Source organism: Streptomyces sp. NBC_00466, from assembly GCF_041433995.1.
Lineage (GTDB): Bacteria > Actinomycetota > Actinomycetes > Streptomycetales > Streptomycetaceae > Streptomyces.
Window position 1 is genome coordinate 5,179,190 of record NZ_CP107896.1, and the last position, 25,201, is coordinate 5,204,390.

Sequence of the window (25,201 nt, forward strand, 5' to 3'; positions counted from 1 at the left end):
CGCCCGGAAGGGGCGGGGGCCGTGAGGTGTCAGGGCCGGAAGGGAGCGGCTAGCCGCGCTGGATACCCGTGGTGTCCTGGAGCACGCCGCGCCGTCCGTCCTGCGTCTGCGCGATCAGACCCGGGCCGCGCTGCTCGACCGCGAGGTACCAGGTGCCCGGGGCCAGTTCGGCGATGGGGGCGGGCGAGCCGTCCTCCCCGTACAGCGGACGGGCCACCGGAACCGCGAACCAGAACGGCGCGAACTCCCCGGCGGGGGCGTCGGCCGAAGGCTGCGGCTGGGCCGCCGTGGGCTGGTGGGTGTCCTGCGGCTGACCGGGGTGCCCGCCCTGGCCTCCGAACGCCGCGGGCTGCGGCTGGCCCGGCTGCGGCTGGGCGCCGTAGGGCTGTTGGGCCTGTGCGCCCGGGTAGCCGTAGCCCTGGCCCGGCGCACCGGCTGCCTGCACCCCGTACGGGGACGGCGTCACGGCGGCCGGCTTCGGGGCGCTCAACAGCGGGCCCTTGAGCGCGGGGAGGAGCGGACCGGCGACTGCCCCGCCCGCGAGCACCAGCGCCGCGATGAACCCGAGAATCAGTCCGGCCCCCCGGCTCGACGCGTCGACCAGGGTCCAGAAACCCGTCCACGCGGCGAAGATGGTGAACGCGACACCGAACTGGGCCATGTCGAGACCCACGACCTTGCGCGGCTGCGGCAGGGCGCGGGCCACGGTGATCAGGGCTGCCCCGATGACGCCGGCCAGGTAGATGCCCATCAGCGTGCCCAATGAGTCCCATGCGCTGGGGTTGCTCAGGTTGGCACAGTACGAACCGCTGCACTGGTTGCCGTAAGAGGTGAGATCGAGGAACGAGGCGATGAACAGCACCACCGCTGCTCCGATCACCACGCCGTCGCCTCGTGTGAGGGAGCGGATGTTCACGTAAGAATCCTTAGTAGGTCGGCTCGTCGGGGCGGCGTGGAGCTCGGGGGCGGCTCCCCATCGTAGGGGTGAATCTATCGTCTGCCCCGGCGGGTCGTGTGTCGGGTCTCGTCACTCCGCGTGGAGAAAGCTGCTGATGCCGTCAGCGATCCCCTGTGCGGCCTTCTGGCGCCAGCTTCCGCTGGTGAGCAGAGCGGCATCCTTGGGATCACGCATATTGCCGCATTCGATGAACACTTTGGGCACGGTTGAGAGATTGAGGCCGCCGAGATCGCCCCGGGTGTCCAACCCCGTACCGCCGCCGATGTAGTTGGAAGGAGAGGTTCGGGTGTCCCGGACGAACTTTCCGGCGATCCGGGTCCCGAGATCGCGCGACGGGGCCACGATGTCAGCGGTGTTGGCCGTACCCGCTTTCACCAGGGCGGGAAGGATCACATGGAAGCCCCGGTGGCCGACCGACGAGCCGTCGGCGTGCACGGAGATGGCGGCGTCGGCTTTCGCCTTGTTGCCGAAGGCGGCCCGTTCGGTCACACAGGGGCCGAAACTGTGGTCGTCGTTCTGCGTCAGCCTGACCTTCGCGCCCTGCTTTTCGAGCAGGGCGCGCAGCCGGTGCGAGACATCGAGAGTGAACCGGGCTTCCGCATAACCGTTATTGGTCGAAGTGCCGGTGGTGTCGCACTCTGTTGTGCCATTGCCGATATTCACCCGGCGGTTGATTTCGGTCGGGTGACGGTAATTGTTCGGGTTGTGCCCCGGGTCGATCACGACGACCTTTCCCGCGAGCGGCTTGTGCCCGGCGGGTGCACCGTTGTCGGACTTGTCGTCGCCGGCCGCCGTGTGCGAGGGCTTCGCCGAGGTGGCACTCGGGGTGCTGCCCTGTGTCTGTGTCTCTGTCCGCGCCGGGGTCTTGGCCGACGTCTCGTCCGGACCGCCCACGGCGTGCCAGATCAGCCAGCCCGCCAGACAGGCGGGCACCAGGGCGGCGACCGTGATCACCCCCGGTGACTTCCGGAGGCGGCGCGAGAGGGAGGGGCGGGTGTCGTCATCGTCGTCGTACAGCACGGCGCGAGCTTAGCCCGGCGTTCCCTGCGGCAGTCCGGCCTTCCCCGCCGCTGTCCGGCGTTCCGTCGCCGGCCGGTCCTGGCCCGCTTGCCCGGCCGCCGGGTCGCGGGCCCGGATGGGCCGGGTGCTCAGATTCCCGTTCCGGTGCGTCGCAGGACGCGGAGCGAGCCGGTTACGGAGATCTCGGTGAAGGCGCCGGACGCGAGGGCCCTGAGGTAGACGCGGTACGGGGCCTGGCCGCCGTCGGCCGGGTCCGGGAAGACGTCGTGGACGAGCAGCAGGCCGCCGTCCGCGAGGTGCGGGGCCCAGCCCTCGTAGTCGCCGCTCGCGTGCTCGTCGGTGTGGCCGCCGTCGATGAACACCAGGCCGAGCGGTCCGCCCCAGGCCCTGGCGACCTGCGGGGACCGGCCGACCATCGCGATCACATGGTCTTCGAGTCCGGCCCTGTGCAGGGTGCGGCGGAAGGTGGGGAGCGTGTCCATGAGGCCGACCTCCGGGTCCACGACGGAGGGGTCGTGGTACTCCCAGCCGGGCTGCTGCTCCTCGCTGCCGCGGTGGTGGTCGACGGTGATGGCGGGGACCCCGGCCGCGCGCGCGGCGTCGGCGATGAGGAGGGTGGAACGGCCGCAGTAGGTGCCGACCTCCAGGAGCGGGAGGCCGAGCCCGGCGGCCAGCACGGCCGCCTCGTACAGCGCGAGCCCTTCGTCCACGGGCATGAACCCCTTGGCGGCCTCGAACGCGGCCAGGGTCGCTGGCGTGGGGGCGGCCATGGGGATCCTCCTGTGCGGGGCGGGGCTGGTGTACGGGGCGGGGCTTGCCGGGGCGGCTGGGCCGGGCCGGGCCATGCTAGTCCCGGGGGCCGGGGGCCTCGCGCGGGCCCCCGGCGACGCCTGCCTGACTCGCCCCGCCCCCGGCGATGCCTACCGGCTCGCCTTCGCCTGGACGGTCGCGCCCATCTTCAGGTCCACCGCCACCAGCTGGTCCACGCTCGTGTACGCGACGTGGGTGGCCAGTGGTGGGAGGCCGGGTGCCGTGGCGGCCAGGATGTACGTACCGGCCGACCGCGCGGCGAGCGCGAAGGCGCCCGCGCCGTCCGCGACCACGATCCCCGACTGGCGGCCGCGGTGGTCGATCAGTGTGACCGTGGCGCGCGCCACCGGAGTGCCGTCGGCGTCGAGCACCCGGCCCTGGAACCCCCGGAAATCCGGGAGGCCGCGGTCCTGGGCTCCGATGAGGGCCGCTGCGGCCTCGACGACGGGCGCCGTGCTGCTCTCGTTCGTGGCGACGGGCCGCGACTTCATGGCCGCGCGCTTGCGCGAGGGGAGGAACGCGGCGAAGGCCAGGCCGATCACGACCGCGGCCGTGGCGATCATGAACGAGGTGCGGAAGCCGCTCATGCTCGGTACGGACACCGGGCCCAGCGCGGTCGATGAGTGCGCGAGCACCATGCCGATCACGGCGCTCGACACCGAGGTGCCGATGGAACGCATCAGTGTGTTCAGGCCGTTGGCCGCGCCCGTCTCGGACGGGTCGACCGCGCCGATGATCAGCGCGGGGAGCGAGGAGTAGGCGAGACCGATGCCCGCGCCGACGACGACCGAGATGATGATGGTCTGCCAGGGCGCGCTCATGAGAGCGAGCCCCGCCCCGTACCCGATCGCGATGATCAGCATGCCGATCATCAGCGAGACCTTGGGCCCGTACTTCGCGGCGATCTTGGCGTAGACGGGCGCGGTGAGCATCATCGTGAGGCCGAGCGGCGCCACGCACAGGCCCGCGACCACCATCGACTGGCCGAGGCCGTAACCGGTCGCCTTCGGCAGCTGGAGCAGCTGGGGCAGGACCAGCGAGATGGCGTAGAACGCGACACCGACCATGATCGACGCCAGGTTGGTGAGCAGCACCTCGCGGCGGGCGGTGGTGCGCAGGTCCACCAGCGGGGCCGCGATCCGCAGCTCCATCACGCCCCACAGCAGCAGGATGGCGAGCGCACCGGCGAAGAGGCCGAGCGTGGTGCCCGAGGTCCAGCCCCAGTCGGAGCCCTTGGTGATCGGCAGCAGCAGGCAGACCAGACCGGCCGAGAGGCCGAGCGCGCCGAGGGTGTCGAAGCTGCCCTGGGCGCGGGTCGAGGACTCCGGTACGAAGACGAGGGTGAGCAGCATCGAGATGACACCGAGACCGGCGGCGCCGAAGAACAGGGCGTGCCAGTCGGCGTGCTGTGCCACCAGGGCGGCGGCCGGCAGGGCGAGCCCGCCGCCGACGCCGATGGAGGAGCTCATCAGCGCCATGGCCGAGCCGAGCTTCTCGCGGGGCAGCTCGTCGCGCATGATGCCGATGCCGAGCGGGATGGCGCCCATGGCGAAGCCCTGGAGAGCACGGCCGACGATCATGACCAGCAGGTTGTCGGTGAACCCGCAGATCAGTGAGCCGATCACCATGACGGCGAGGCTGGCGAGCAGCATCCGCCGCTTGCCGTAGAGGTCACCGAGCCGCCCCATGATCGGGGTGGCTATCGCGCCCGCGAGCAGCGTGGCGGTCATGACCCAGGTCGCGTTCGACGGGGCGGTGCTCAGCAGCGTCGGCAGGTCTTTGATGACCGGGACAAGCAGCGTCTGCATGACGGCCACGACGATGCCTGCGAAGGCGAGTACGGGGACGATGCCGCCCCTGCCACGGGGGGTGCGCGGTTCCTCGGTGGTGATCTCGGGCAGCGAGGGAGCGGCCTGTGTCATGCGTGAAGCCTCCAGGGCGTAGGGCGGACCGGCAGGGGACCGGGCGTCCAAGTGGTTGCATCATGAAGCTTCCGGAGGGGTTCGTGTATTCCGGTAAACGCCATATAAGTACCGCGTGATCTGTATCACCTGCTTCGACCTCGGTATCTGACCTTCCGTCAGAATGGAACGTGTTCTAGTCTCGCTGCGCATGGGCATCGGAATCACGCAGGAGCAGAAGGAGTTGGCCGACGCCGTACGGGGGCTGCTGGCGCGGGAGGCGCCGCCGGCGAAGGCCCGCGAACTGCTCGACGCGCCACCCGGCGGCGACGGCGGCGACGGCGGCGGCGAGGCTGGCAGTGGCAGTGGCGACAGCGCCGGTGGTGTTGGCGGCGGTGTGTCACCGGCCCACTGGGCGGCCCTCGCCGCGCAGGGGCTGCTGGGCGCGCACCTCCCCGAGGAGTACGGGGGAGGGGGCGGTGGACTCCTTGAGCAGGCCGTCATCCTGGAGGAGGCCGCCCGTGCGGCGCTCCCCGGCCCCTATCTCCCGACCGTGCTGGCCTCCGCAGTCCTGCACCGGGCGGGCCGCCCCGACCTCGCGGCGCCGCTCGCGGAGGGGCGGTGGCCCGGCGCGGTGGCCCTGGGTGAGGCGGGTGACCCGGTACTCGGCGGTGCGGAGGCCGGTCTGGTCCTGTTGCGGCACGAGGGGCGCTGGGCCGCCGTGGACGCCGCGGATCTCGATGTACGTGCCCAGCGGAGTGTGGACCCGACCAGGCCGACCGCCGAGGTGCGGCTGCGCGCGGACGTACCCGCCGACCGGCTGCTGACGCTCGACGCCGCGCTCGTCACCGATCTGGCGGCTGTCCTGTTCGCCGCCGACGCCTGCGGCACGGCGGCCTGGGCGCTGCACACCGCCACCGAGCACGCCAAGGTGCGCGAGCAGTTCGGGCGGCCCATCGGCCAGTTCCAGGCCGTCAAGCACCTCTGCGCCGACATGCTTCTGCGGGTCGAGCAGGCCAGGGCGCTGACCTGGGACGCGGCGCGGGCCGCCGAAGCGGACGGCGACTCCTCCGGGGCGAGCGCTCGGGGGAACGCCGGGGTGAGTGCAGAGGCGAGCGCCGGGGTGAGCGCCGGGGTGAGCGCCGAGGCGCGCGGGCTCGTTGCCTCGCTCGCGGCCGCCACGGCGCTGGACGCCGCCCACAGCTGCGCCAAGGACTGCATCCAGATCCTCGGCGGCACCGGCTTCACCTGGGAACACGACGCACACCTCCATCTGCGCCGCGCCGTCGTCGCCCGGCAGCTGCTCGGCCCCGGCGACACCCACCGGGCGCGGGCGGTACGGCTCGCCGCCGCGGGCGCGCGCCGGGAACTGCGCCTGGAACTGCCCGCCGAGGCCGCGCCGTACCGGGAGCGGGCCCGCGAGGTGATCGGGGCCGCCCACGGCCTGGACCCCGCCGAGGCGCGCCGCGTCCTCGCCCCCACCGGATACGCGGCGCCCCACCTGGCGGAGCCGTACGGCCTCGGTGCGGGCCCGGTTCAACAGCTCGCGGTGCAGCAGGAGTTGAAGGCCGCCGGAGTACGGATCAGCGACCTGGGGATCGCCACCTGGGTGGTGCCCTCGCTCCTCGCGTACGGGACGGACGAACAGCGCACCCGCCATCTGGCCCCGACGCTCCGCGGGGACGTGCTCTGGTGCCAGCTCTTCTCGGAGCCCGGCGCCGGATCCGACCTGGCCTCACTGCGCACCCGCGCGGACCGCGTCGAGGGCGGCTGGCTGGTCAACGGCCAGAAGCTCTGGACCTCGGCGGCGCAGTGGGCCGACTACGGGATCCTGCTCGCCCGTACGAACCAGGAAGCGCCCCGGCACAAGGGGCTCACCTACTTCCTGGTGGACATGAAGCGGACCGCCGGGATCGACATCAGGCCGCTCAAGGAGATCACCGGCGACTCGCTCTTCAACGAGGTGTACTTCGACGATGTGCTGCTGCCCGATGACGCGGTACTCGGCGCGGTCGACGACGGCTGGCGGGTGGCCCGCAACACCCTCGGCAACGAACGTGTCCACATGGCCGACCAGTTGACCTTCCCCACCGGGCTCGAAGCGCTGATCGCCAGGTCGGACGGGCTCGACGGCGCCCAGCGTGCCCGGATCGGCGCGCTCGCCGCCGAGGCGCACGCCCTCGCCTGCATCGGGCTGCGCACCACCCTCCAGCAGGTGTCGGGTCTCGAACCGGGCGCGGGCGCCTCGGTGCGGAAGCTGGTGCAGACCCCGCACCAGCAGAAGGTCGCCGAGCTGGCCCTCGAACTGCTCGGCCCGGCGGGTGCGGTGAGCGAAGGGGCGGGGGAGCAGGCCGTCCACGGCTTCCTGATGTCCCGCTGCCTGACCATCGCGGGCGGGACCACTCAGGTACAGCTCAATGTCGTCGCCGAGCGCCTGCTCGGCCTGCCGCGCGATCCGTGAGCCCCGTTCGAGGGGCGGGGCCGAAGGGGAAGGGGAGGGGCGGCACTGGATCGGATCGGCGCGCCCGGACGACCACGGATCGGCTGCCGGAGCTGGAGGCCTGGGTTGCCGAGAAGCACACCTACGAGGTGCCTGAGTGGATCACTCTGCCCGTGACCGGCGGGTCGGCTGCCTACCTGTCCTGGGTTGAGGAAGAGACGCACCCGGCCTGACAACGGGGCTGCTTATGGCAACGTTCGTGTCTTGAGCGGTCGTTGGCCGGCCTCAGGACGCGAACTGTCGCAGGTGGTCGGCCAGGTCGTTTCGTTTGGATCATCCGCTTGTTCTTCCAGTTCTTCCAGCCATAGGTCCGGTCGTGGCGCCCGATCCGCAGATGCGGGCCCGGCTTGACCCGCGTTCGCTGCACCACATTCATGGTCAGGCCGATCCCAGCCGGTAGCAGAGACGGAGAACGCTGCCACGCTAGGAAGCTCGTGCGTCGTGGCTCTCGCGATGGGCGAGGACTTGTTCCATGTGGGTCTGGGCCCACTGCCTGAGCCCGCGTGTCAGGTGGTGAAGCGAGAGGCCGAGGTCGGTCAGCTCGTAGGTGACCGTGACAGGGACTGTGGGTGTCACGGTGCGGATGAGCAAGCCGTCGCGTTCGAGAGCCCGTAGGGTCTGGGTCAACATCTTCTGGCTGACGCCAGCCAGTAGCCGGGCCAGTTCGGAGTAGCGCATCGCCTGCGGGGCGTGTGATGCGCCGGACTGTTCGGGTGTGTCACCGCCCAGTGCGCACAGGATCAGGACGACCCACTTGTCCGAGATCCGGTCGAGGAGCTGACGGCTGGGGCACACCGCCAGGAACGCGTTGTACTCAGCCTTGGCCTGCGCCTTCTTATCGGCCTTCGTCGTCGTCACTGATCTCGCCTCTCACCTTTTGGGTTGTTACGCACTTCAGAGTGCCTACTTCCCGGCAGGAAGTTCCTCTCCAACACTGGTGCAAGAGGGCTGGAGACACCACCCCTTGCATGAAGTGAAAGGCACCACGATGAACACGCCCTCCGCACCTCTTCCCGGTGGAACCTGGACGCTGGGTGACTCGGCCGTCACCCGGTTCGGCTACGGCGCGATGCAACTCGCCGGCTCGTGGGTCATGGGGCCGCCCGCCGATCACGAGGGCGCCCTGGCCGTGCTGCGCGAGGCAGTCAGCCTCGGGATCACCCACATCGACACCAGCGACGCCTACGGACCGCGCTTCACGAATGAGCTGATCCGTGAAGCGCTGCACCCCTACCCGGAGCCGCTGTTCATCGCCACCAAGGTGGGTGCGACCCGCGACGCGCAGGGCGGCTGGCCCACGGCCCGGCGCCCCGAAGACCTGCGCAAGCAGGTTCATGAAAATGTCGAATCCCTTGGCGCCGATACCCTCGACCTGGTCAACATGCGCATGGGCGACGCTCAGGGCCCGCAGCCCGGCTCGATCGCCGAAGCATTCGAGACGCTCGTCGACCTCCAGCAAGAGGGGCTGATCCGCCATCTTGGCGTCAGCAATGTCACCGGAGAGCAGGTCGCTGAGGCGCGCGGCATCGCCCCGATCGTCTGCGTGCAGAACATGTACAACCTCGCCCACCGCCACGACGACGACCTTGTAGATCATCTCGCCGCTGATGGCATCGCCTACGTGCCGTTCTTCCCTCTGGGAGGCTTCACGCCGCTACAGTCCGAGGCCCTCTCGCAGGTCGCGAACCGACTGGGGGCGACGCCCATGTCGGTCGCGCTGGCCTGGCTGATGCAGCGCTCGCCGAACATCCTGCTCATCCCTGGTACTTCGTCCACCGCCCACCTGCGCGAGAACATCGCAGGCGCCGGTCTCTCCCTCTCGGACGAGGATGTAGCCGAACTGGACAGCATCGGCCACTGAACAACACACAGGCCCTCGCCGAGTCGGTCCATGGCGTCGGGCGGCGCAGCCGGTACCACCGTCTCGCAGGGCCCGACGCCCTGAGACGCCACGAACTCGGTGGCCTCTTCGCCAGGCGCGATGGTCTCGACGCCTCCCGCCTGCCCATGGGCCTGCGGGCAGACAGCATCGTTCCCGGACCCCTTGCCGTCGACCCCTCGCCCTCGGCCAGGCAATCACCGGGCGCGCGGCCTTCCGCTGACCGCCTCCCGCTGCCACTATCTACGTATCTGACGGTGCGTCAGATCGAAGGCGCCCGGCGGAACCGCCGGACGCGGGACAGGGGCAGCGGGCCCGGGAGGCGGGACAGGACCATGAAGGCGTACATCGTCGGCGTCGGGATGACCAAGTTCGAGAAGCCGGAGAGCCGTGACTGGCAGTACTGGGACATGGCGAAGGAGGCAGGCACCCAGGCGCTCGCCGACGCCGGGGTCGCCTATGAGCAGGTGCAGCAACTGCCCGTCGGCTACTGCTTCCAGGCCTCCACGGCCGGACAGCGTGCCGCGTACGAGCTGGGGCTCACCGGGATACCCGTCTACAACGTCAACAACAACTGCGCCACCGGGTCGACGGCGCTGATGATGGCGCGGCAGTTCGTCGAGGGCGGCATCGCGGACTGTGTGCTCGCGCTCGGCTTCGAGAAGATGCAGCGCGGCGCGCTCGGCGGCGGCGCGGACAGCGGGGACTTCAAGACGTCCCCGGTGGCCAGGCACTACGGGATCATGGCGGCCGGACACGGCTTCGAGATGTCGCCGCCCACCGCCCAGATCTTCGGCAACGCGGCCCGGGAGCACATGGAGCGGTACGGGACGACCGCCGCCCAGCTGGCCGCGGTCGGCGCCAAGAACCACCGGCACTCGGCGGACAACCCGCGCGCCCAGTTCCAGGACGTCTACACGGTGGACGAGATCCTGGCTGCGAAGACCATCCACCGGCCGCTCACGAAACTCCAGTGCTCGCCGACCTCGGACGGCGCCGCTGCGGCGGTCGTCGTGTCGGAACGGTTCGTCGTCGAACACGGCCTGCACGACAAGGCGGTGGAGATCGCGGGCCAGTCGATGACGACGGACACCGAGGAGAGCTTCGCATCGGGTTCGTGCATCGACGCGGTGGGCCGGCCGATGTCGCGCGAGGCGGCGCGGCAGGCGTACGAGCGGTCCGGTCTCGGCATCGAGGACGTGGACGTCGTCGAGCTGCACGACTGCTTCTCGGTCAACGAGCTGCTGACGTACGAGGCGCTGGGCATGTGCGCCGACGGGGAGTCGGGCAAGCTCGTGGAGAGCGGTGCGACGACACACGGCGGCCGGTGGGTGGTGAACCCGTCGGGCGGCCTGATCTCCAAGGGCCACCCGCTGGGCGCGACGGGCCTGGCCCAGGCGGCCGAACTGGTCTGGCAACTGCGCGGGGAGGCCGGGGGCCGGCAGGTCCCGGGGGCCCGGGTCGGCCTCGCGCACAACATCGGTCTTGGCGGGGCCGCGGTGGTGACGGTGCTGCGGCGGGAATAGGGGCCTTGGGCGACCCGCCCCATGGCCGGTCGGCCCTAGGACTCGCGGACCAGGGCCACTGCGCCGATATGCGGATGCACTGTGCAACGAACGGATGCCACGATGGCACTCATGCTGCGCACATCTTCGAACGCCCGCACCACCGCGCGACGGCCCGCCCCGACCCGCACCTGGCTGGTGGTGCTCGCCGCGTGCGCGGGGCAGTTCCTCGTGGTTCTCGATGTCTCCGTCGTGAACGTCGCCCTGCCGTCGATGCGCACCAGCCTGGATCTCAGCGCCGCCGGACTCCAGTGGGTGGTGAACGCGTACGCCATCGCCTTCGCCGGGTTCATGCTGCTGGGAGGGCGGGCCGGGGATCTCTTCGGCCGCAAGCGGATGTTCCTCGTCGGCCTCGGGCTCTTCACCCTCGCCTCGCTCGCCGGAGGACTCGCCCAGGAGGGGTGGCAACTGCTCGCCGCGCGCGCCGTGCAGGGGCTCGGCGCCGCCGTGCTGGCTCCCTCGACGCTCACGCTCCTCACCTCGGCCGTCCCGGAGGGCGCGGCCCGCGCACGGGCCATAGCCACCTGGACGGCCGTCGGCGCGGGCGGCGGGGCGGCGGGCGGTCTGGTCGGCGGGGCGCTGACCGACGCGCTGTCCTGGCGCTGGGTGCTCCTGATCAATGTGCCGGTCGGCGCGCTCGTCCTGGTGGGCGCGGCCCGCTGGATCTCCGAGAGCCGGGCCACCGGCGCACGCCGGCTCGACCTGCCCGGCGCTGTGCTGGTCACCGCCGGTACGGCCACACTCGCGTACGGCATCGTGCAGACCGAGGCCGAGGGGTGGACGGCCGCGGCGACCCTGCTGCCGCTGCTCGCCGGCCTCGGGCTCATCGGCCTGTTCCTGACGGTCGAGGCGCGCACCCCGCGGCCCCTGATGCCGTTGAAGCTGTTCCGGGTGCGCTCGGTCGCCGCTGCCAACGCCGCGATGTTCCTCTGCGGTGCCGGCACGTTCGGCATGTGGTTCTTCATGACGCTGTACGCCCAGAACGTGCTGGGCTACACGCCGTTCGTCGCCGGACTCGGCCTCGCACCCAGTTCGTTGAGCGTCATCGCCGGGTCCAAGTTCGCCCCGCGGCTGATGTCGCGCTTCGGCGCCAAGAACGTGGCGGTCGCCGGCATCCTGATCACCATGGCCGGATTCGGCTGGCAGTCGACGATGACCGCGCACGGTGCGTACCTCACCTCGATCATGCTGCCCGGCATGCTGATGATGGCCGGTGCCGGGCTCGCCATGACGCCGCTCGCCTCGCTCGCCACATCGGGCGCGGCGCCGGGCGACGCGGGCCTGGTCTCCGGCCTGGTCAACACCTCCCGCACGCTGGGCGGTTCGCTGGGCCTCGCGGTCCTCTCCACCGTCGCCGCCTCCCGTACCCGGGGCGGCACCGGGGCGGAGGCGCTGACCGAGGGGTACGCGCTGGCGTTCCGGTGCGGCGGGTTCGTCCTGCTCGCCGGTGCGGTGCTGATGCTGGTGTGGCTGCCAGGGGTACGCAGGCCGGTGACCGGCCGCCCGGTCTCCGCGTCGGAGCCGTCCGGCGACTGACTTCCGGCGACTGACCAGCCCCGCCTTCGGGGCTACAGCCAGCCCTGCTGCCGGGCCGACCGTACGGCCTCCATGCGGTTGCGGGTGCCGGTCTTGCCGATCGCCGACGAGAGGTAGTTGCGGACCGTCGACTCCGAGAGGTGCAGCTTCCCCGCGATGTCGGAGACGGTCGCCCCGTCCACCGACGCGTTCAGCACATCGCACTCGCGCGCGGTCAGCGGGCTGGGCCCCGCGCTCAGGGCTGCCGCGGCCAGGGCGGGGTCGATGACCGTGTCACCGGCCAGCACCCGGCGGATCGCGGCGGCCAGGTCCTCCACCGGACCGTCCTTGACCAGGAAGCCCGCGGCGCCCGCCTCCATCGCCCGGCGCAGATAGCCGGGCCTGCCGAACGTGGTGAGGATCAGCACCCGGCACCCCGGGGCCTGAGTGCGCAGATCGGCGGCCGCGTCGAGCCCGCTGCGGCCGGGGAGTTCGATGTCGAGCAGCGCCACATCGGGGTTCGCGTCCAGCACCGCGGCGACGATCGCGTCGCCGGTGGCCACCTGGGCGACCACCTCGATGTCCTCCTCAAGGCCGAGGAGCAGAGCGAGCGCTCCCCGCATCATGCCCTGGTCTTCGGCGAGGAGGACTCGGATCATTCGCTGCTCTTCCCATCTGCTGGTCACGATCTGGCCTGGTCACGCTGCTGGTCACTCCGGGGCGTGCACCGCCCCGGGCGCGGTGTCCGGCGCGGCGGTCTCCACCGGCAGTTCGGCCACCAGGCGGAAGCCGGACCGGCCGGGGCCCGCGTCCAGCGAGCCGCCCGCCGCAGCGAGACGTTCGGTCAGGCCCTTCAGCCCGCTGCCGGGTGGCGTCGAGCCTACGCCGCGCCCATTGTCACTGATCACCAGCCGCACACGTTCGGGCTTCTCGCCGTCCACGGCGATCTCGCACCGGGTGGCCTTGCTGTGCCGCACGGTGTTGGTGACGGCCTCCCGGACGACCCAGCCGAGCAGGGACGCGCTCTGCGGCTCCAGCGGCGGCCCCGACTGCCGTACGACGGGCTCGATCCCGGCGGCGGTCAGCATGGAACGGGCGCTGTCCAGTTCGCCGGCCAGGCTGGCGTCCCGGTACCCGGTGACCGCCTCGCGGATCTCGGTGAGGGCCTGCCTGCCGACGGTCTCGATGTCGGAGATCTGGCCGAGAGCGGCGTCGATGTCGCGCGGTGCGAGCCGCCGGGCCGCCTCCGACTTCACCACGATCACCGAGAGGGTGTGGCCGAGCAGGTCGTGCAGGTCGCGCGAGAAGCGCAGCCGCTCCTTCTCGACGGCCGAACGGGCCAGCTCCTGACGGGTGGCGCGCAGTTCCATGACCGTTTCGGAGAGCGTCAGGAGCGCGGCGGTCACCGCGCCCGAGATGAACGTGCCGTACCCCAGCGTCCAGGGGTCCCACGGGCTGTGTCCCTCCATGCCCGAGATGTATCCGGCGGAGCCCGAGAGGACCAACAGGCTGAAGCCGAGCTTCCGGTCGCGCAGTGTGGTGCCGACGGCCAGCGAGAGCAGCGGGAAGAACAGCAGCCAGCTGCCCCCGTAACCGAGAGCCAGCCCGTAGGTGATGGCGGCCAGCGCGCCGAGCAGCCAGAGCGTCGTACGGCTCTGGCGCTTCTCCTTGACGAACGCCCGGATCGCCACCGAGATGTAGAGGGAGTTGAAGGCCAGCAGCCCGGCACCGCCGATCCACGGGTTCGGTGTCTGGCCGCCGATCAGATTGGAGAAGCTGCCGAGGCCGAGCAGCAGCCAGGGCATCAGCGCGAACGCGTTCGGCGGCCCGGGCCGCCTGCGCTCCTCCCGTTCCCTGCGCCGCCGAGCGCACCCTCCGGCCCACTGCCTCAGCGGATCCAGCTTCTCCAGCATGGTCACTCCCGTCACACGGTCCTCGCGGACCGACGGTACGAGATCACCGCGTACGTGCCGAACGCCAGCAGCCAGCCGGCGAGCACCGCCACCGTGCCGAGGGCGGGCGCGCTGCCCTGGGTGGTGGACCAGCCCAGCTCGGCGAAGCGGTTGGTCGGGGTGTACCGGGCGACGGACCGCAGCCAGCCGGGAAAGGCGTCGACCGGGAACCACAGCCCGCCCACGATGGCGAGCCCCATCAGACAGGCCACGTTCACCACACCCGTGGTCTGGGCGGTGAGCCGGTATCCGTTGCCGATCCCGAGCAGCGTGAACGGCAGCGCGCCGATCCACAGCAGCAGGGTGAGGACGGCCCACTGCCAGGCGTCGATCCGTACGCCGTTGATGAGCGCTCCGGCCAGGAGCACCGCCACGATCCCCGGCAGCACGGTCACCGAACCGGAGACCGCCCGGCCCAGCACCACCTGCGAGGGCGGCAGCGGAGTCACCCGCAACTGGCGCAGCCAGCCGAGGGACTTGTCGGACGCGACCCCGGTGCCGACGCCCAGGGCGGCGCCCAGCGCGCCGTACGCGGCCATGCCGACCATCGAGGTGACCCGCCAGGCCGCCGAGCCGGAGTCGGTCGGGCCGATGTTGGTGAACAGCAGGTACATCACCACCGGCATACCGATTCCGAAGATGACGAACCCGGGATCGCGCAGCGTCCGCCGGACTTCGAGCTTGATGTACTCCAGCATCAGACCGCTGCTTCCTGTGTGGTGGTGCGGGGTGGGTTCCCGGCGCTCCCCGGGGCGGGAAGGGCGCCGTCCGTGCTGCCGGTGCCGGCTGTGCTGCCGGGGAGCGGGCTCTCCTGCGCGGTCAGGGCCAGGAAGGCGTCCTCCAGCGTCGCCGGGGCGACCGCCAGGCCGCGGATCGCGCCCTGCTCCGCCAGGGCGACGACGGTGGCGTCCGAGTCGTCCGTACGCAGCGAGGCCCGGTCCCCGCGGATCTCCACGGCGGTGACCCCGGGCAGCACCTGGAGCCCCTCGGTGCCGGCCCCGGCGAGGTCGAAGGAGACCAGGCTGCCGCCCGCCGCGCGCTTGAGCACATCGGAGCTGCCGTCGGCGACGATGCGGCCCTGGTGGATGACCACGATCCGGTCGGCGTTGCTGTCGGCCTCCTCCAGATAGTGCGTGGAGAAGAGCACGGTGTTGCCGCGCCGTGCGTACGACCGCATCGAGTCCCAGAACGCCCGCCTGGCCTCCACGTCGAGCGCGGCCGTCGGCTCGTCGAGCACGATCAGTTCCGGATTCCCGGCCAGCGCGACGGCGAACCTGACCCGCTGCATCTGGCCGCCGGAGAGCTTGTCGACCCGGCGTGCCCCGTACTCGCCGAGTCCGGCCATGTCCAGCGCCTCGGCGACCGGCAGCGGGTGCGGATACGTGCTGGCCACGAAGGCCACCAGCTCCCGCACCGTCACCCGGGGGATGGGTTGCCCCGCCTGGAGCATCGCGCCCACCAGACCGGCCCCGACCGCCTGTGCGGGGGTCCGGCCGAAGAGCCGCACCTGCCCGCTGTCGGGCTCGTCGAGGCCGAGCAGCAGACTGATCGTGGTGGACTTTCCGGCCCCGTTGCGCCCCAGCAGGGCGACGGTCTCCCCGCGCTGGATCTCCAGGTCGGCGCCGTCCACGGCCCGCACCGCCCCGAACGTCTTGACCGCTCCCGTGAAGCTCACCGCGGGTCCGGTGTCTGCTGTCTGCGTCATGCCCACACGCTACGGAGCCGGGCGGTCCCGCGGACAGATGCGGTTGTACGCAACCGCCCGGGACAAATGTCATGGCCGCCTGCCATGGAGGGAGGTGCGACGGCCGCACGCCGTGGCCGACTGTGGTGGCCGGATGTCGCGGGCCGTGCGCCGCGACCCGATCTGACGTGGCGTCAGCAGTCTTCACAAGTCATGAGGGGTGCGTTATACATGGGGCCATCGGCCTAGAACGCGTTCTACAAAGGGCGCCGGAAGCCGGTCCCGTACGACCTCGGTGCGCCTGACGGTGCGGACGGTCGCACCGAGGTCTTTCCACCGTCAAGGAGCGCTTGCCCCATGCCCATTGATGCCGCAGAGGCCATCGCCGCCGAGCCCCGCTCCGGCCAGATCGCCTGGGACCACAAGGACATCCAGCTCTACCACCTGGGAATCGGCGCGGGCCGGCCGGCCACCGACGCCGACGAGCTGCGCTACACCCTGGAGTCGAAGCTCCATGTGCTGCCCAGCTTCGCGACCGTCGCGGGCGCCGGTATGGCGCTGATGGGCGGGCTCGCCGCACCGGGCATCGATGTGAACCTGGCGGCCGTCCTGCACGGCGGGCAGACCGTCGTCCTGCACCGGCCGATCCCCGTCAAGGGATCGGCGGTCACCACCGCCCGGGTCCAGGCGGTGTACGACAAGGGGAAAGCGGCCGTCATCGTGCTGCGCTCCGAAGTCTCCGACGAGCAGGGCCCGTTGTGGACCAGCGACTCGCAGATCTTCGTACGCGGGGAGGGCGGTTTCGGCGGCGAGCGCGGCCCCTCCGCCCGGCTCGACCTGCCCGACAGGGCCCCCGACCGCACCGAGGACCGCCCGATCCGCGAGGACCAGGCGCTGCTCTACCGGCTCTCCGGCGACTGGAACCCGCTGCACGCCGACCCGGAGTTCGCCAAGCTCGCCGGGTTCGACCGCCCCATCCTGCACGGACTCTGCTCGTACGGAATGACGCTCAAGGCCGTGGTCGACACGGCGCTGGGCGGCGACGTGGCCCGCGTCGACTCGTACACCACCCGCTTCGCCGGTGTCGTCTTCCCCGGCGAGACGCTCAGGATCCGGATGTGGCAGTCGCCGGGTCAGGTCCAGGTGACGGTCTCGGCCGTCGAGCGGGACGAGGCGCCGGTCCTCGCCGACACGGTCGTCACCCACCACTGAGGGCGCCCGGCCGGCCACTCCTGCCCATTGATCCATCAGAACCAGCCGTATGTGAGGAGCCGCACCATGCGCGCAGCCGTACTGCACGAGATTGGCCAGGACAAACTCGAAGTCCTCGACGACATCGAGGCGGTGGGCTTCGGCCCTGGCAAGGTCAGGATCAGGGTCCGGGCCACCGGCCTCTGCCACTCGGACGTCTCGGCGATGAGCGGTGTGCTGCCGCAGCCCGCGCCGTTCGTGCCAGGACACGAGGGCGCCGGCGAGATCCTCGACGTCGGCGACGGGGTGACGGGCGTCAAGCAGGGCGACCGGGTGGTGATCTGCTGGCTGCCCGCCTGCGGCACCTGCCCGGCCTGCAAGCGCGGCCAGACCGAACTCTGCCTCGCCGGCTTCATGAACGCGGGCACCCCCAACTTCAAGCGCCCCGGCGGCGATGTCTTCGGCTTCGCCGGGACCGGCACCTTCACCGAGGAGGTCGTCGTGGGCGCCGGGTGCGCGGTGCCGATCCCCGACGACGTGCCGTTCGAGATCGCGGCACTGATCGGCTGCGGGGTGACCACCGGGCTCGGCGCCGCCATCAACACCGCCGATGTGGAGGCCGGTTCGTCGGTCGCGGTGATCGGCTGCGGAGGCGTCGGCATCTCGGCCATCCAGGGCGCACGGCTCAGGGGTGCGTCGCAGATCATCGCCGTCGACCCGGTGGCCTCCCGCCGGGAGGCCGCGCTGGCCTTCGGCGCGACGGAGGCCGTCGCACCGGACGCGCTGAACGACGCCAAGCAGCGCATCACGGCGGGGGAGGGCTTCGACTACGTCTTCGAGGTCGTCGGCAAGTCGGCCACCGCCCGCACGGCGTACGAGACGACCCGGCGCGGCGGCACCCTCTGCATCGTCGGCGCGGGCGCCATGGACGACTTCCTCCAGCTCAACATGTTCGAGCTGTTCTTCGACGAGAAGCGGATCCTGCCCTCCATGTACGGCGGCGGGGACGTGGTCCGTTCGTACGAGCGGGCCATCTCGCTCTGGCGGTCGGGCCGCATCGATCTCGAAGGGCTGATCACTCACCGGGTCGAACTCGCCGGGATCAACGACGCGCTGGACCAGATGCGCTCCGGCGAGGCACTGCGCACCTGCATCCAGATCTGATCACCGGAGCACCGGCGCCGGATCGCCGTGAGTACGAGAGTGCCGCGTGCGCCCGGAGCCGGACCGCCGGTACCCGCAGACCCGTAAGGAGAGCTCGTCCATGTCCTTGCCACTTGATGGCCTGTCCGCGATCGTCACCGGGGCCGGCCGCGGCCTCGGCCGGGCCGAAGCGCTCGAACTCGCACGGCTCGGTGCGAGTGTCGTCGTCAACGACTTCGGCCAGCCGGGCCGTGACGGTTCCGGCGAGGCGTCCGCCGCACCTGCCGAAGAGGTCGCCGAGGAGATCCGCGCGGCCGGCGGACAGGCGGTCGCCCACCTCGGCGACGTCGCGGACCACGAACAGGCCCGCGCCCTCGTCCAGCTGGCCGTCGACACGTACGGAAAGCTCGACATCCTGGTCAACAACGCGGGCATCCTGCGGGACCGGATGGTCTTCTCGATGACGGAGAACGAGTGGGACTCGGTGATCCGGGTCCACCTCAAGGGCCACTTCAACACCACCCACTTCGCTTCGGTGCACTGGCGTGAGCGGTCCAAGGCGGCGGGGGGCCCGGTCTACGGCCGGATCGTCAACACCTCCTCGGAGGCGTTCCTCGCCGGCTCGGCGGGCCAGCCGAACTACGCGGCGGCCAAGGGCGGCATCGTGGGGCTCACCACGTCGACCGCGCTGGCACTCGCCAAGTACGGCGTCACCGCCAATGTGATCTGCCCGCGCGCCAGGACCCGGATGACCGAGGACGTGTTCGCGGGCTTCGGCGAACCGGACGCGGGCGAACTGGACCCACTGGCACCCGAACACGTCTCGCCGCTCGTCGGCTATCTCGCCTCCCCGGCGGCCGCGAAGGTCAACGGCCAGCTGCTGGTGGTGCACGGCGGCATGGTCGCCGTGGTGGAACGGCCCAGGGTGGCGGCGAAGTTCGATACGGCGAAGACGGTGTTCTCGTACGAGGAACTGGACGAGGTGATCTCGCCGTACTACGCGGACCGCCCGCCGAACGAGACCTTCGCCGCCGCGGAGGTCCTGGGCCTCAAACACGGCTGACGTCCCGGCTCCACGGCGGAAGGGCCGGTCCCCGCCTGAAACGGGGACCGGCCCTTCCGGTGTGCGTGAAGTGCGTGAAACGGTTGTACGCGAGCAGTTGTGCTTGAACGGTTGTACGCGAGCTGGTTGTGCGTGAGCGGTTGTACGTGCGCGGACCGTCAGGCCGCGTTCGAGTGCTGGTGCTCCGCCGAGCGGCGATGGCGGCCGTTGGTCTCCGCCTCGGACGCCTCGGTGGACGCCGCACCCCCCCGGTGCTTTCCGGAGCCTCCGGCTTCGCCCCGGCCGGCGGCCGCAGGCTGCGGGCGCGACTGGGCGGTGTCGGTCCTGGCTTCAGACATGATGGGAAATCTCCCCCGTCAAATCGCTGTGTTCGGTACTTTGCCGTGCTGTGCTGCCGTGCTGTGTTGTGCTGTGCCCGCGCTTGAAGTGATCACGCGTAAGCGATCACTTCTGCGTGTGCAGGCCCGCGATTCTAACCACGCTGCGGGCGGCTCGTCAGAGGCGCCTGCTGCAACGGTACGGGCTTGCACACAACAGGAGGCATCTGGGCCGCACATGGTTCCTGACCAGCGACTTCCGCTTGTGCGGGTTCTGTGCCCCCGTCACCCGGCGACTCCATCCGGAGATCGAGCGGCAGACCGCCGAGCGGTGCGATGTCCACCACGCCGACCGGCGCGGCCCCGGTGGTGCAGGGCAGTCGGAGCACCCCCTCCGTGCTCCACAGCCCCGCGCCCGCCAACCACCCTTCGGGGGCCGCCAGTTGCAGCAGCCGCCGCCCCGCGGGGCGCCACACTCCGAGCCGGCTGCCCGCCGCGCTCGCGATCCGCAGCGCGACCCCGCAGCTCTCCGGCATCAGCATCTGCCCCGGCTGTACGGCGAACGGCGTCAGCACCGCGTCCTCCAGACGCAGGGACTCCGGGAACCGGATCGGCCGCGCGCTCCCCAGGACGCCCCAGCCCAGCCGGTCGTCCCCCGGCGCGTCCGACCGTACGAGCAGCAGACCGCTGTCCGGGTCGGCGAGCAACAGCCGGTCGTCGCTTCCGTCGGCGATCTGGAGCAGCGCGGTGACCTCGCCGCCCCGCTCCAGGTCGACCGCGACCGCCTTGGTGACCCCGGCCGTCTCCCGGTCGAGCGCCAGCATCCGGCCGGTACGGTCCAGCCACACCCCGCCGGTGCAGCGCCCCGGCACATCGGCGATGTGCTCGGGCCCGAAGGCGCCGCCCGCCACCAGCCAGACGGCGGTCGTGTGCGCACGGGGCTCCAGTGCGTACGCGCGGCTGCCGCCGGGCACGGGCGGCAGCAGCGTCAGCCGCTCGCACTCGACGGCGCCCAGCGGCAGTTCACCGGTGCCGGGCCCGGTCGGGTACAGCAGCGAGAAGGCGTGCCGCCCGTCCACGGACCGCCGGATCAGCACCCGCCCGTCGGCCATCGGCAGCACATCGGAGCCGGGTTCCTCGGGCTGGTGGCCGGGCAGCTCCACCGCGTACGGCTCCGGACCGTCCAGGGTCCAGCGCTCGGGGAACCAGGCGTCCCCGGTGCGCCGGGCCAGCCGGGCCGCGTAGGAACCGTCATCGGCGATGGTGAAGCCCATCTCCGGTACGGCGCCGCCCTGCGCACCGTCCTCCGCGGCGCACTGCGCGCTGTCCTCCGCGCCGCACTGCGCGCTGTCCGCTGCGGCGGGTTCCGCACTGTGCTCGGCGGCGGGCCCCGCGCTGTGCTCCGCGCTGTCCGCTGCGGCGGTCCGGGTCCGTACGACGATCGCTGCCGCTGTCGCAATCGTCGCAGTCGCAGTCGCAGTCGCAGTCGCTGTCGGTGTGGCGGTCTTCGTGGCCGAGGCCGTCATATTTCGGTCACCTCCGGACACCGAAGCTAGTTTTCGCACGTCCTGCCGAGTCGGCCCCGGCCTGCCGCTTCACACATACGGGTGGCTGTCCCGGTATTCACCTGAGGGGGAGGGGGCGGGTGTGCTCGCGAACCGGAGGCCGTCTAAGGTAAGGCACACCTAAGTGGTTTCTGTCAGGAGCTTCGCCATGTCCGTACGTCGCCGCAGCGCCGCTGCCGCCGCCCTCGCGCTCACCGGCGCGCTCGCCCTCACAGCCTGCGGAAGCAGCGACAGCGGTGACGGGGGGTCGAGCAAGGCCGGCGCGGCCGCCAAGAAGGACGTGGCCACCGGAGGCAAGGACTTCGGCGACGCGGCGACGAAGACCGCGGCGCTCGGCACCGACGCGAAGCCCGGCCAGTTCCCGCGCACCATCACCCAGGCCATGGGCAAGACGGTGCTCAAGGCGAAGCCGGAGCGCGTCGTCGTGCTCGACGTCGGCGAGCTGGACAACGTCGTCTCCCTCGGTATCAAGCCCGTCGGCTACGCGCCCACCGAGGGCAGCGACGGAATCCCCGGCTATCTGAAGAAGAACGCGGGCAACCCGAAGAACGTCGGCACCATCAACAGCCTCAACCTGGAGGCCATCGCCAACCTCCACCCGGACCTGATCCTCGGCAGCCAGCTGCGCGCCGCGGACAAGTACGACCAGCTCAAGAAGATCGCGCCGACCGTCTTCTCCATCCGCCCCGGCTTCACCTGGAAGCAGAACTACCTGCTGAACGCCGCAGCCCTGGACCGGACCGCCCAGGCCAAGGCCGAGCTCGGCGCGTACGAGAAGCGTGCGAGGAAGCTGGGCGCCGACGTCGGCCCGCACAAGCCCACCATCTCGATGGTCCGCTACATGCCCGACCGGATCCGCCTCTACGCCGAGGACTCCTTCATCGGCACGATCCTCAAGGACGCCGGGCTGCCGCGGCCCAAGAGCCAGCAGGTGAAGGACCTCGCGGTGGAGGTCAGCCCCGAGAAGATCGACTCGGCCGACGCGGACTGGATCTTCACCGGCGTGTACGGGGACCCCAAGGCCACCAAGCGCGACACCGTCCAGGCCAACCCGCTCTGGAAGAACCTCAAGGCGGTCAAGGACGGGCAGGCGAAGAACGTCCCGGACGAGACCTGGTACCTCGGTCTCGGTGTGACGGCGGCCAACAAGGTCCTCGACGACCTCCAGGGCTACCTGGTCAAGTAGGAGCGCGGGCCCGGCCCCGGCGGTTCTGGCAGCTCCGGCAGGTCTGCCAGGTCCGGCGGGACCGACCGGCAGCAGGGGCACGGAGCGCAGGTAACCTTGTAGCCGTGCCCCGTCTGTCTGAAGTCCTCTCCGCACTCGACGCCCTGTGGCCGCCCGAGCGGGCCGAATCCTGGGACGCCGTCGGCACGGTCTGCGGCGACCCCGACGACGAGACCGACCGCGTACTCTTCGCCGTCGACCCCGTCCAGGAGATCGCCGACGAGGCGGTGAAGCTCGGCGCCCAGCTGATCGTCACGCACCACCCGCTCTATCTGCGCGGTACGACGACGGTCGCGGCCGACACCTTCAAGGGCCGGGTCGTCCACACCCTGATCAGACACGGCATCGCCCTGCACGTCGCGCACACCAACGCCGACACCGCCGACCCCGGGGTCTCCGACGCCCTCGCGGGCGCGCTGGACCTGCGGGTGGTGGGTCCGCTCGTACCGGACCCCACCGATCCGCTCGGCCGTCGCGGTCTCGGCCGTGTCTGCGAGCTGGACCATCCGCTGCCGCTGCGGGAGTTCGCCGCACTGGTCGCCGCCCGGCTGCCCGCCACCGCGCAGGGCGTCCGCGCCGCGGGCGACCCCGGCACCCTCGTCCGCACTGTCGCGGTCAGCGGCGGATCCGGCGACAGTCTCTTCGGCCAGGCACGCGCGGCCGGAGTCGATGCCTTCCTCACCGCGGACCTGCGCCATCACCCGGTGTCCGAGGCCGTGCAGCAGTCGCCGCTCGGTCTGCTCGACGCCGCGCACTGGGCCACCGAGTGGCCCTGGTGCACCCAGGCCGCGGCCCAGCTCGACGAGATTTCCGACCGCAACGGATGGGGTCTGCGTACCCATGTGTCCCGTACGGTCACCGACCCCTGGACCGCCCACGCGGCGTCCACCGCAACCGATCATTCTGGAGCCCCCAACTGAACGCCGCGCACGCCGACCAGATCCGACTTCTCGACGTCCAGTCCCTCGACGTACGCCTGTCGCAGCTCGCGCACAAGCGCAAGTCGCTGCCGGAGCACGCCGAGATCGACTCCCTGACCAAGGACCTCACCCAGCTCCGTGACCTGCGCGTCGCCGTGCAGACCGAGGAGAGCGACACCGCCCGCGAGCAGACCAAGGCCGAGCAGGACGTCGACCAGGTCCGTCAGCGCTCGCTCCGCGATCAGCAGCGCCTCGACTCCGGCGCGGTCAGCTCGCCCAAGGACCTGGAGAACCTCCAGCGCGAGATCGCCTCGCTGGCCAAGCGCCAGGGCGACCTGGAGGACGTGGTCCTGGAGGTCATGGAGCGCCGCGAGTCCGCCCAGGAGCGGGCCGCGGAGCTCACCGAGCGCGTCTCGTCCGTCGAGGCCAAGGTGGCCGACGCCACCGAGCGCCGGGACGTGGCTGCCGCCGAGATCGACCGGGAGACCGCCACGCTCACCAAGGAGCGCGAGATCGTGGCCGGTTCGGTCCCCGCCGACTTGATGAAGCTCTACGAGAAGCTGCGGGAGCAGCAGGGCGGCGTGGGTGCGGCCCGGCTCTACCAGCGGCGCTGCGAGGGCTGCCGTCTGGAGCTCAACATCACCGAGGTGAACGAGGTCAAGGCGGCCTCCCCCGACACCGTGCTGCGGTGCGAGAACTGCCGCCGCATCCTGGTGCGTACGGCCGACTCGGGCATCTGATGCGGGAGTTCGTCGTGGAGGCGGACGGCGGTTCCCGGGGCAACCCGGGTCCCGCCGGCTACGGCGCCGTCGTCATCGACCCGGTCAGCGGGGAGACGCTCGCCGAGGCCGCGGAGTACATCGGCATCGCGACGAACAACGTGGCCGAGTACCGGGGCCTGATCGCCGGGCTGCGCGCGGCCGCAGCGCTGGACCCGGCGGCCCGGATCCGGGTCCGGATGGACTCCAAGCTCGTCGTCGAGCAGATGTCGGGGCGCTGGCAGATCAGGCACCCCGACATGAAGCCGCTGGCCGCCGAGGCGGCGACGGTGCTGCCGGCTACCCAGGTGACGTACGAGTGGATCCCCCGCGCGCAGAACAAGCACGCGGACCGGCTCGCCAACGAGGCGATGGACGCGGGCCGGGACGGCAGGCAGTGGGAGCCGTCCGCATCGACGGCGGAGCTCACGGCCGGGGGCGCGTCCGCCCGTACCGGGGCCGCCCGGAGCCCGTCCGCCCGGGACACCGCCGCGGCGACGCAGTCCGTCGGCTGGGCCCCGGCCGATCTGGGCGCTCCGGCGACCTTCGTCCTGCTGCGCCACGGTGAGACGGCGCTCACTCCGCAGAAGCGGTTCTCCGGCAGCGGGGGCACGGACCCCGAGCTGTCAGCCGTCGGCCGCGGGCAGGCGGCCGACGCCGCGACCGCGTTCGCGGCCCGCGGCACGATCCAGGCGGTCGTCTCCTCACCCCTGCGCCGCTGCCGTGAGACGGCTCGGGCGGTCGCTGACCGGCTGGGTCTGGAGGTACGGATCGAAGAGGGCCTGCGCGAGACGGACTTCGGCGCCTGGGAGGGGCTGACCTTCGGCGAGGTACGCGAACGCCACCCGGCCGACATGGACGCCTGGCTCACTTCGGCGAAGGCGGCGCCGACGGGCGGCGGCGAGAGCTTCGCGACGGTGACCCGCAGGGTCGCCGCGGCCCGCGACCGCCTGACCGAACGCCACCGGGGCGAGACGGTGCTGGTGGTCACGCACGTCACACCGATCAAGACGCTGGTACGGCTCGCGCTGGGCGCACCGCCGGAGTCGCTGTTCCGGATGGAGCTGTCGGCGGCTTCGGTGTCGACGGTGGCGTACTACGCAGACGGCAACGCGTCCGTACGGGTGCTGAACGACACGTCGCACCTGCGCTGAGTAGTCGGCCAGTCGGCCAGTCGGCCAGTCAGGCAGCTGGGCCGCTGAGCGAGCTCGCGGGGGAGGGGCGGGACCGCGGGG

Annotated in this window: 22 protein-coding genes and 1 pseudogene; 12 read left to right on the top strand and 11 right to left on the bottom strand. The window is 71.4% G+C overall.

Annotation, left to right across the window (positions count from 1 at the left end):
* Positions 1-49 precede the first annotated feature (49 nt).
* From OG210_RS23330 to OG210_RS23345, 4 genes are all read right to left on the bottom strand, one after another.
* Positions 50-916, bottom strand: coding sequence for a DUF5336 domain-containing protein (locus OG210_RS23330; protein WP_328326038.1), 867 nt, complete (start codon positions 914-916; stop codon positions 50-52).
* 111 nt (positions 917-1,027) lie between these two features.
* The gene (locus tag OG210_RS23335) at positions 1,028-1,978 is read right to left on the bottom strand and encodes an N-acetylmuramoyl-L-alanine amidase (protein ID WP_328326036.1); all 951 of its coding nucleotides are present in this window, start codon (positions 1,976-1,978) and stop codon (positions 1,028-1,030) included.
* A 128-nt stretch (positions 1,979-2,106) separates the two neighbouring features.
* Entirely contained in the window at positions 2,107-2,748 is a 642-nt protein-coding gene (locus tag OG210_RS23340) for a class I SAM-dependent methyltransferase (RefSeq protein WP_328326033.1), read from the bottom strand.
* 150 nt (positions 2,749-2,898) lie between these two features.
* Positions 2,899-4,710 (bottom strand): MFS transporter, encoded by a 1,812-nt coding sequence (locus OG210_RS23345; RefSeq protein WP_328326031.1) that lies wholly within the window; start codon positions 4,708-4,710, stop codon positions 2,899-2,901.
* Between the two features lie 190 nt (positions 4,711-4,900).
* On the opposite strand from OG210_RS23345, the gene OG210_RS23350 reads away from it, so the two are divergent.
* Together OG210_RS23350 and cutA are read left to right on the top strand one after the other, a co-directional pair.
* Positions 4,901-7,150 carry an acyl-CoA dehydrogenase gene (locus OG210_RS23350; RefSeq protein WP_328335396.1) on the top strand — a complete coding sequence of 750 codons (2,250 nt, stop codon included), beginning with the start codon at positions 4,901-4,903 and terminating at the stop codon, positions 7,148-7,150.
* A 68-nt stretch (positions 7,151-7,218) separates the two neighbouring features.
* A pseudogene (cutA, locus tag OG210_RS23355) lies at positions 7,219-7,362 on the top strand (divalent cation tolerance protein CutA); the annotation flags it as partial.
* Between the two features lie 250 nt (positions 7,363-7,612).
* Here the strand turns inward: cutA and OG210_RS23360 are convergent.
* The gene (locus OG210_RS23360; RefSeq protein WP_328326029.1) at positions 7,613-8,047 is read right to left on the bottom strand and encodes a helix-turn-helix domain-containing protein; all 435 of its coding nucleotides are present in this window, start codon (positions 8,045-8,047) and stop codon (positions 7,613-7,615) included.
* Positions 8,048-8,177: 130 nt separating this feature from the next.
* On the opposite strand from OG210_RS23360, the gene OG210_RS23365 reads away from it, so the two are divergent.
* From OG210_RS23365 to OG210_RS23375, 3 genes are all read left to right on the top strand, one after another.
* A complete protein-coding gene (locus OG210_RS23365) occupies positions 8,178-9,050 on the top strand; it encodes an aldo/keto reductase family oxidoreductase (RefSeq protein ID WP_328326027.1) in 873 nt (290 codons plus the stop codon).
* A gap of 353 nt (positions 9,051-9,403) precedes the next feature.
* Complete coding sequence (locus OG210_RS23370; RefSeq protein ID WP_328326024.1) at positions 9,404-10,594, top strand: lipid-transfer protein; 1,191 nt, start codon at positions 9,404-9,406, stop codon at positions 10,592-10,594.
* Positions 10,595-10,705: 111 nt separating this feature from the next.
* On the top strand, positions 10,706-12,169 hold the full coding sequence (locus OG210_RS23375; protein ID WP_328326022.1) for an MFS transporter: 1,464 nt from the start codon (positions 10,706-10,708) through the stop codon (positions 12,167-12,169).
* Positions 12,170-12,201: 32 nt separating this feature from the next.
* Here OG210_RS23375 and OG210_RS23380 read toward each other — a convergent pair whose 3' ends face one another.
* From OG210_RS23380 to OG210_RS23395, 4 genes are read right to left on the bottom strand one after another with little or no spacing between them, the layout of a single operon-like run.
* Positions 12,202-12,807: a response regulator transcription factor gene (locus tag OG210_RS23380; RefSeq protein ID WP_328326020.1), complete on the bottom strand. Its 606-nt coding sequence runs from the start codon at positions 12,805-12,807 to the stop codon at positions 12,202-12,204.
* 51 nt (positions 12,808-12,858) lie between these two features.
* Positions 12,859-14,061 carry a sensor histidine kinase gene (locus tag OG210_RS23385; protein WP_371538564.1) on the bottom strand — a complete coding sequence of 401 codons (1,203 nt, stop codon included), beginning with the start codon at positions 14,059-14,061 and terminating at the stop codon, positions 12,859-12,861.
* 11 nt (positions 14,062-14,072) lie between these two features.
* A complete protein-coding gene (locus OG210_RS23390) occupies positions 14,073-14,798 on the bottom strand; it encodes an ABC transporter permease (RefSeq protein ID WP_328326018.1) in 726 nt (241 codons plus the stop codon).
* Positions 14,798-15,805, bottom strand: a complete 1,008-nt coding sequence (locus OG210_RS23395; protein WP_371538566.1) for an ABC transporter ATP-binding protein — start codon at positions 15,803-15,805, stop codon at positions 14,798-14,800. The genes OG210_RS23390 and OG210_RS23395 overlap by 1 nt, the downstream gene beginning before the upstream one ends.
* 336 nt (positions 15,806-16,141) lie before the next feature.
* On the opposite strand from OG210_RS23395, the gene OG210_RS23400 reads away from it, so the two are divergent.
* The 3 genes from OG210_RS23400 to OG210_RS23410 all read left to right on the top strand — a co-directional run bounded on the left by OG210_RS23400 (position 16,142) and on the right by OG210_RS23410 (position 19,181).
* The gene (locus OG210_RS23400) at positions 16,142-16,996 is read left to right on the top strand and encodes a MaoC/PaaZ C-terminal domain-containing protein (RefSeq protein ID WP_328326016.1); all 855 of its coding nucleotides are present in this window, start codon (positions 16,142-16,144) and stop codon (positions 16,994-16,996) included.
* Positions 16,997-17,062: 66 nt separating this feature from the next.
* Complete coding sequence (locus tag OG210_RS23405; protein WP_328326014.1) at positions 17,063-18,139, top strand: Zn-dependent alcohol dehydrogenase; 1,077 nt, start codon at positions 17,063-17,065, stop codon at positions 18,137-18,139.
* A gap of 100 nt (positions 18,140-18,239) precedes the next feature.
* Entirely contained in the window at positions 18,240-19,181 is a 942-nt protein-coding gene (locus tag OG210_RS23410; RefSeq protein ID WP_328326012.1) for a 3-oxoacyl-ACP reductase, read from the top strand.
* Positions 19,182-19,339: 158 nt separating this feature from the next.
* Here OG210_RS23410 and OG210_RS23415 read toward each other — a convergent pair whose 3' ends face one another.
* Positions 19,340-19,519: a hypothetical protein gene (locus OG210_RS23415; protein ID WP_328326010.1), complete on the bottom strand. Its 180-nt coding sequence runs from the start codon at positions 19,517-19,519 to the stop codon at positions 19,340-19,342.
* 134 nt (positions 19,520-19,653) lie between these two features.
* Positions 19,654-21,024, bottom strand: a complete 1,371-nt coding sequence (locus OG210_RS23420; RefSeq protein ID WP_328326008.1) for a hypothetical protein — start codon at positions 21,022-21,024, stop codon at positions 19,654-19,656.
* 187 nt (positions 21,025-21,211) lie between these two features.
* On the opposite strand from OG210_RS23420, the gene OG210_RS23425 reads away from it, so the two are divergent.
* From OG210_RS23425 to OG210_RS23440, 4 genes are all read left to right on the top strand, one after another.
* Entirely contained in the window at positions 21,212-22,249 is a 1,038-nt protein-coding gene (locus OG210_RS23425) for an iron-siderophore ABC transporter substrate-binding protein (RefSeq protein ID WP_328326006.1), read from the top strand.
* A gap of 104 nt (positions 22,250-22,353) precedes the next feature.
* Positions 22,354-23,208, top strand: coding sequence for a Nif3-like dinuclear metal center hexameric protein (locus OG210_RS23430; protein WP_328326004.1), 855 nt, complete (start codon positions 22,354-22,356; stop codon positions 23,206-23,208).
* Positions 23,205-23,948 (top strand): C4-type zinc ribbon domain-containing protein, encoded by a 744-nt coding sequence (locus OG210_RS23435; protein ID WP_328335393.1) that lies wholly within the window; start codon positions 23,205-23,207, stop codon positions 23,946-23,948. Before OG210_RS23430 ends, OG210_RS23435 begins: the two co-directional genes overlap by 4 nt.
* The gene (locus OG210_RS23440; protein ID WP_371540455.1) at positions 23,948-25,120 is read left to right on the top strand and encodes a bifunctional RNase H/acid phosphatase; all 1,173 of its coding nucleotides are present in this window, start codon (positions 23,948-23,950) and stop codon (positions 25,118-25,120) included. The genes OG210_RS23435 and OG210_RS23440 overlap by 1 nt, the downstream gene beginning before the upstream one ends.
* Positions 25,121-25,201 lie beyond the last annotated feature (81 nt).

Bases quoted from the DNA above. Each gene is read 5' to 3' on its own strand.
- OG210_RS23440 (WP_371540455.1), top strand. From the start codon at position 23,948: ATGCGGGAGTTCGTCGTGGAGGCGGACGGCGGTTCCCGGGGCAACCCG.
- OG210_RS23415 (WP_328326010.1), bottom strand. From the start codon at position 19,519: ATGTCTGAAGCCAGGACCGACACCGCCCAGTCGCGCCCGCAGCCTGCG.
- OG210_RS23425 (WP_328326006.1), top strand. From the start codon at position 21,212: ATGTCCGTACGTCGCCGCAGCGCCGCTGCCGCCGCCCTCGCGCTCACC.
- OG210_RS23385 (WP_371538564.1), bottom strand. From the start codon at position 14,061: ATGCTGGAGAAGCTGGATCCGCTGAGGCAGTGGGCCGGAGGGTGCGCT.
- OG210_RS23380 (WP_328326020.1), bottom strand. From the start codon at position 12,807: ATGATCCGAGTCCTCCTCGCCGAAGACCAGGGCATGATGCGGGGAGCG.
- OG210_RS23390 (WP_328326018.1), bottom strand. From the start codon at position 14,798: ATGCTGGAGTACATCAAGCTCGAAGTCCGGCGGACGCTGCGCGATCCC.
- OG210_RS23365 (WP_328326027.1), top strand. From the start codon at position 8,178: ATGAACACGCCCTCCGCACCTCTTCCCGGTGGAACCTGGACGCTGGGT.
- OG210_RS23375 (WP_328326022.1), top strand. From the start codon at position 10,706: ATGCTGCGCACATCTTCGAACGCCCGCACCACCGCGCGACGGCCCGCC.
- OG210_RS23400 (WP_328326016.1), top strand. From the start codon at position 16,142: ATGCCCATTGATGCCGCAGAGGCCATCGCCGCCGAGCCCCGCTCCGGC.
- OG210_RS23395 (WP_371538566.1), bottom strand. From the start codon at position 15,805: ATGACGCAGACAGCAGACACCGGACCCGCGGTGAGCTTCACGGGAGCG.
- OG210_RS23370 (WP_328326024.1), top strand. From the start codon at position 9,404: ATGAAGGCGTACATCGTCGGCGTCGGGATGACCAAGTTCGAGAAGCCG.
- OG210_RS23410 (WP_328326012.1), top strand. From the start codon at position 18,240: ATGTCCTTGCCACTTGATGGCCTGTCCGCGATCGTCACCGGGGCCGGC.
- OG210_RS23345 (WP_328326031.1), bottom strand. From the start codon at position 4,710: ATGACACAGGCCGCTCCCTCGCTGCCCGAGATCACCACCGAGGAACCG.
- OG210_RS23405 (WP_328326014.1), top strand. From the start codon at position 17,063: ATGCGCGCAGCCGTACTGCACGAGATTGGCCAGGACAAACTCGAAGTC.
- OG210_RS23420 (WP_328326008.1), bottom strand. From the start codon at position 21,024: ATGACGGCCTCGGCCACGAAGACCGCCACACCGACAGCGACTGCGACT.
- OG210_RS23340 (WP_328326033.1), bottom strand. From the start codon at position 2,748: ATGGCCGCCCCCACGCCAGCGACCCTGGCCGCGTTCGAGGCCGCCAAG.
- OG210_RS23350 (WP_328335396.1), top strand. From the start codon at position 4,901: ATGGGCATCGGAATCACGCAGGAGCAGAAGGAGTTGGCCGACGCCGTA.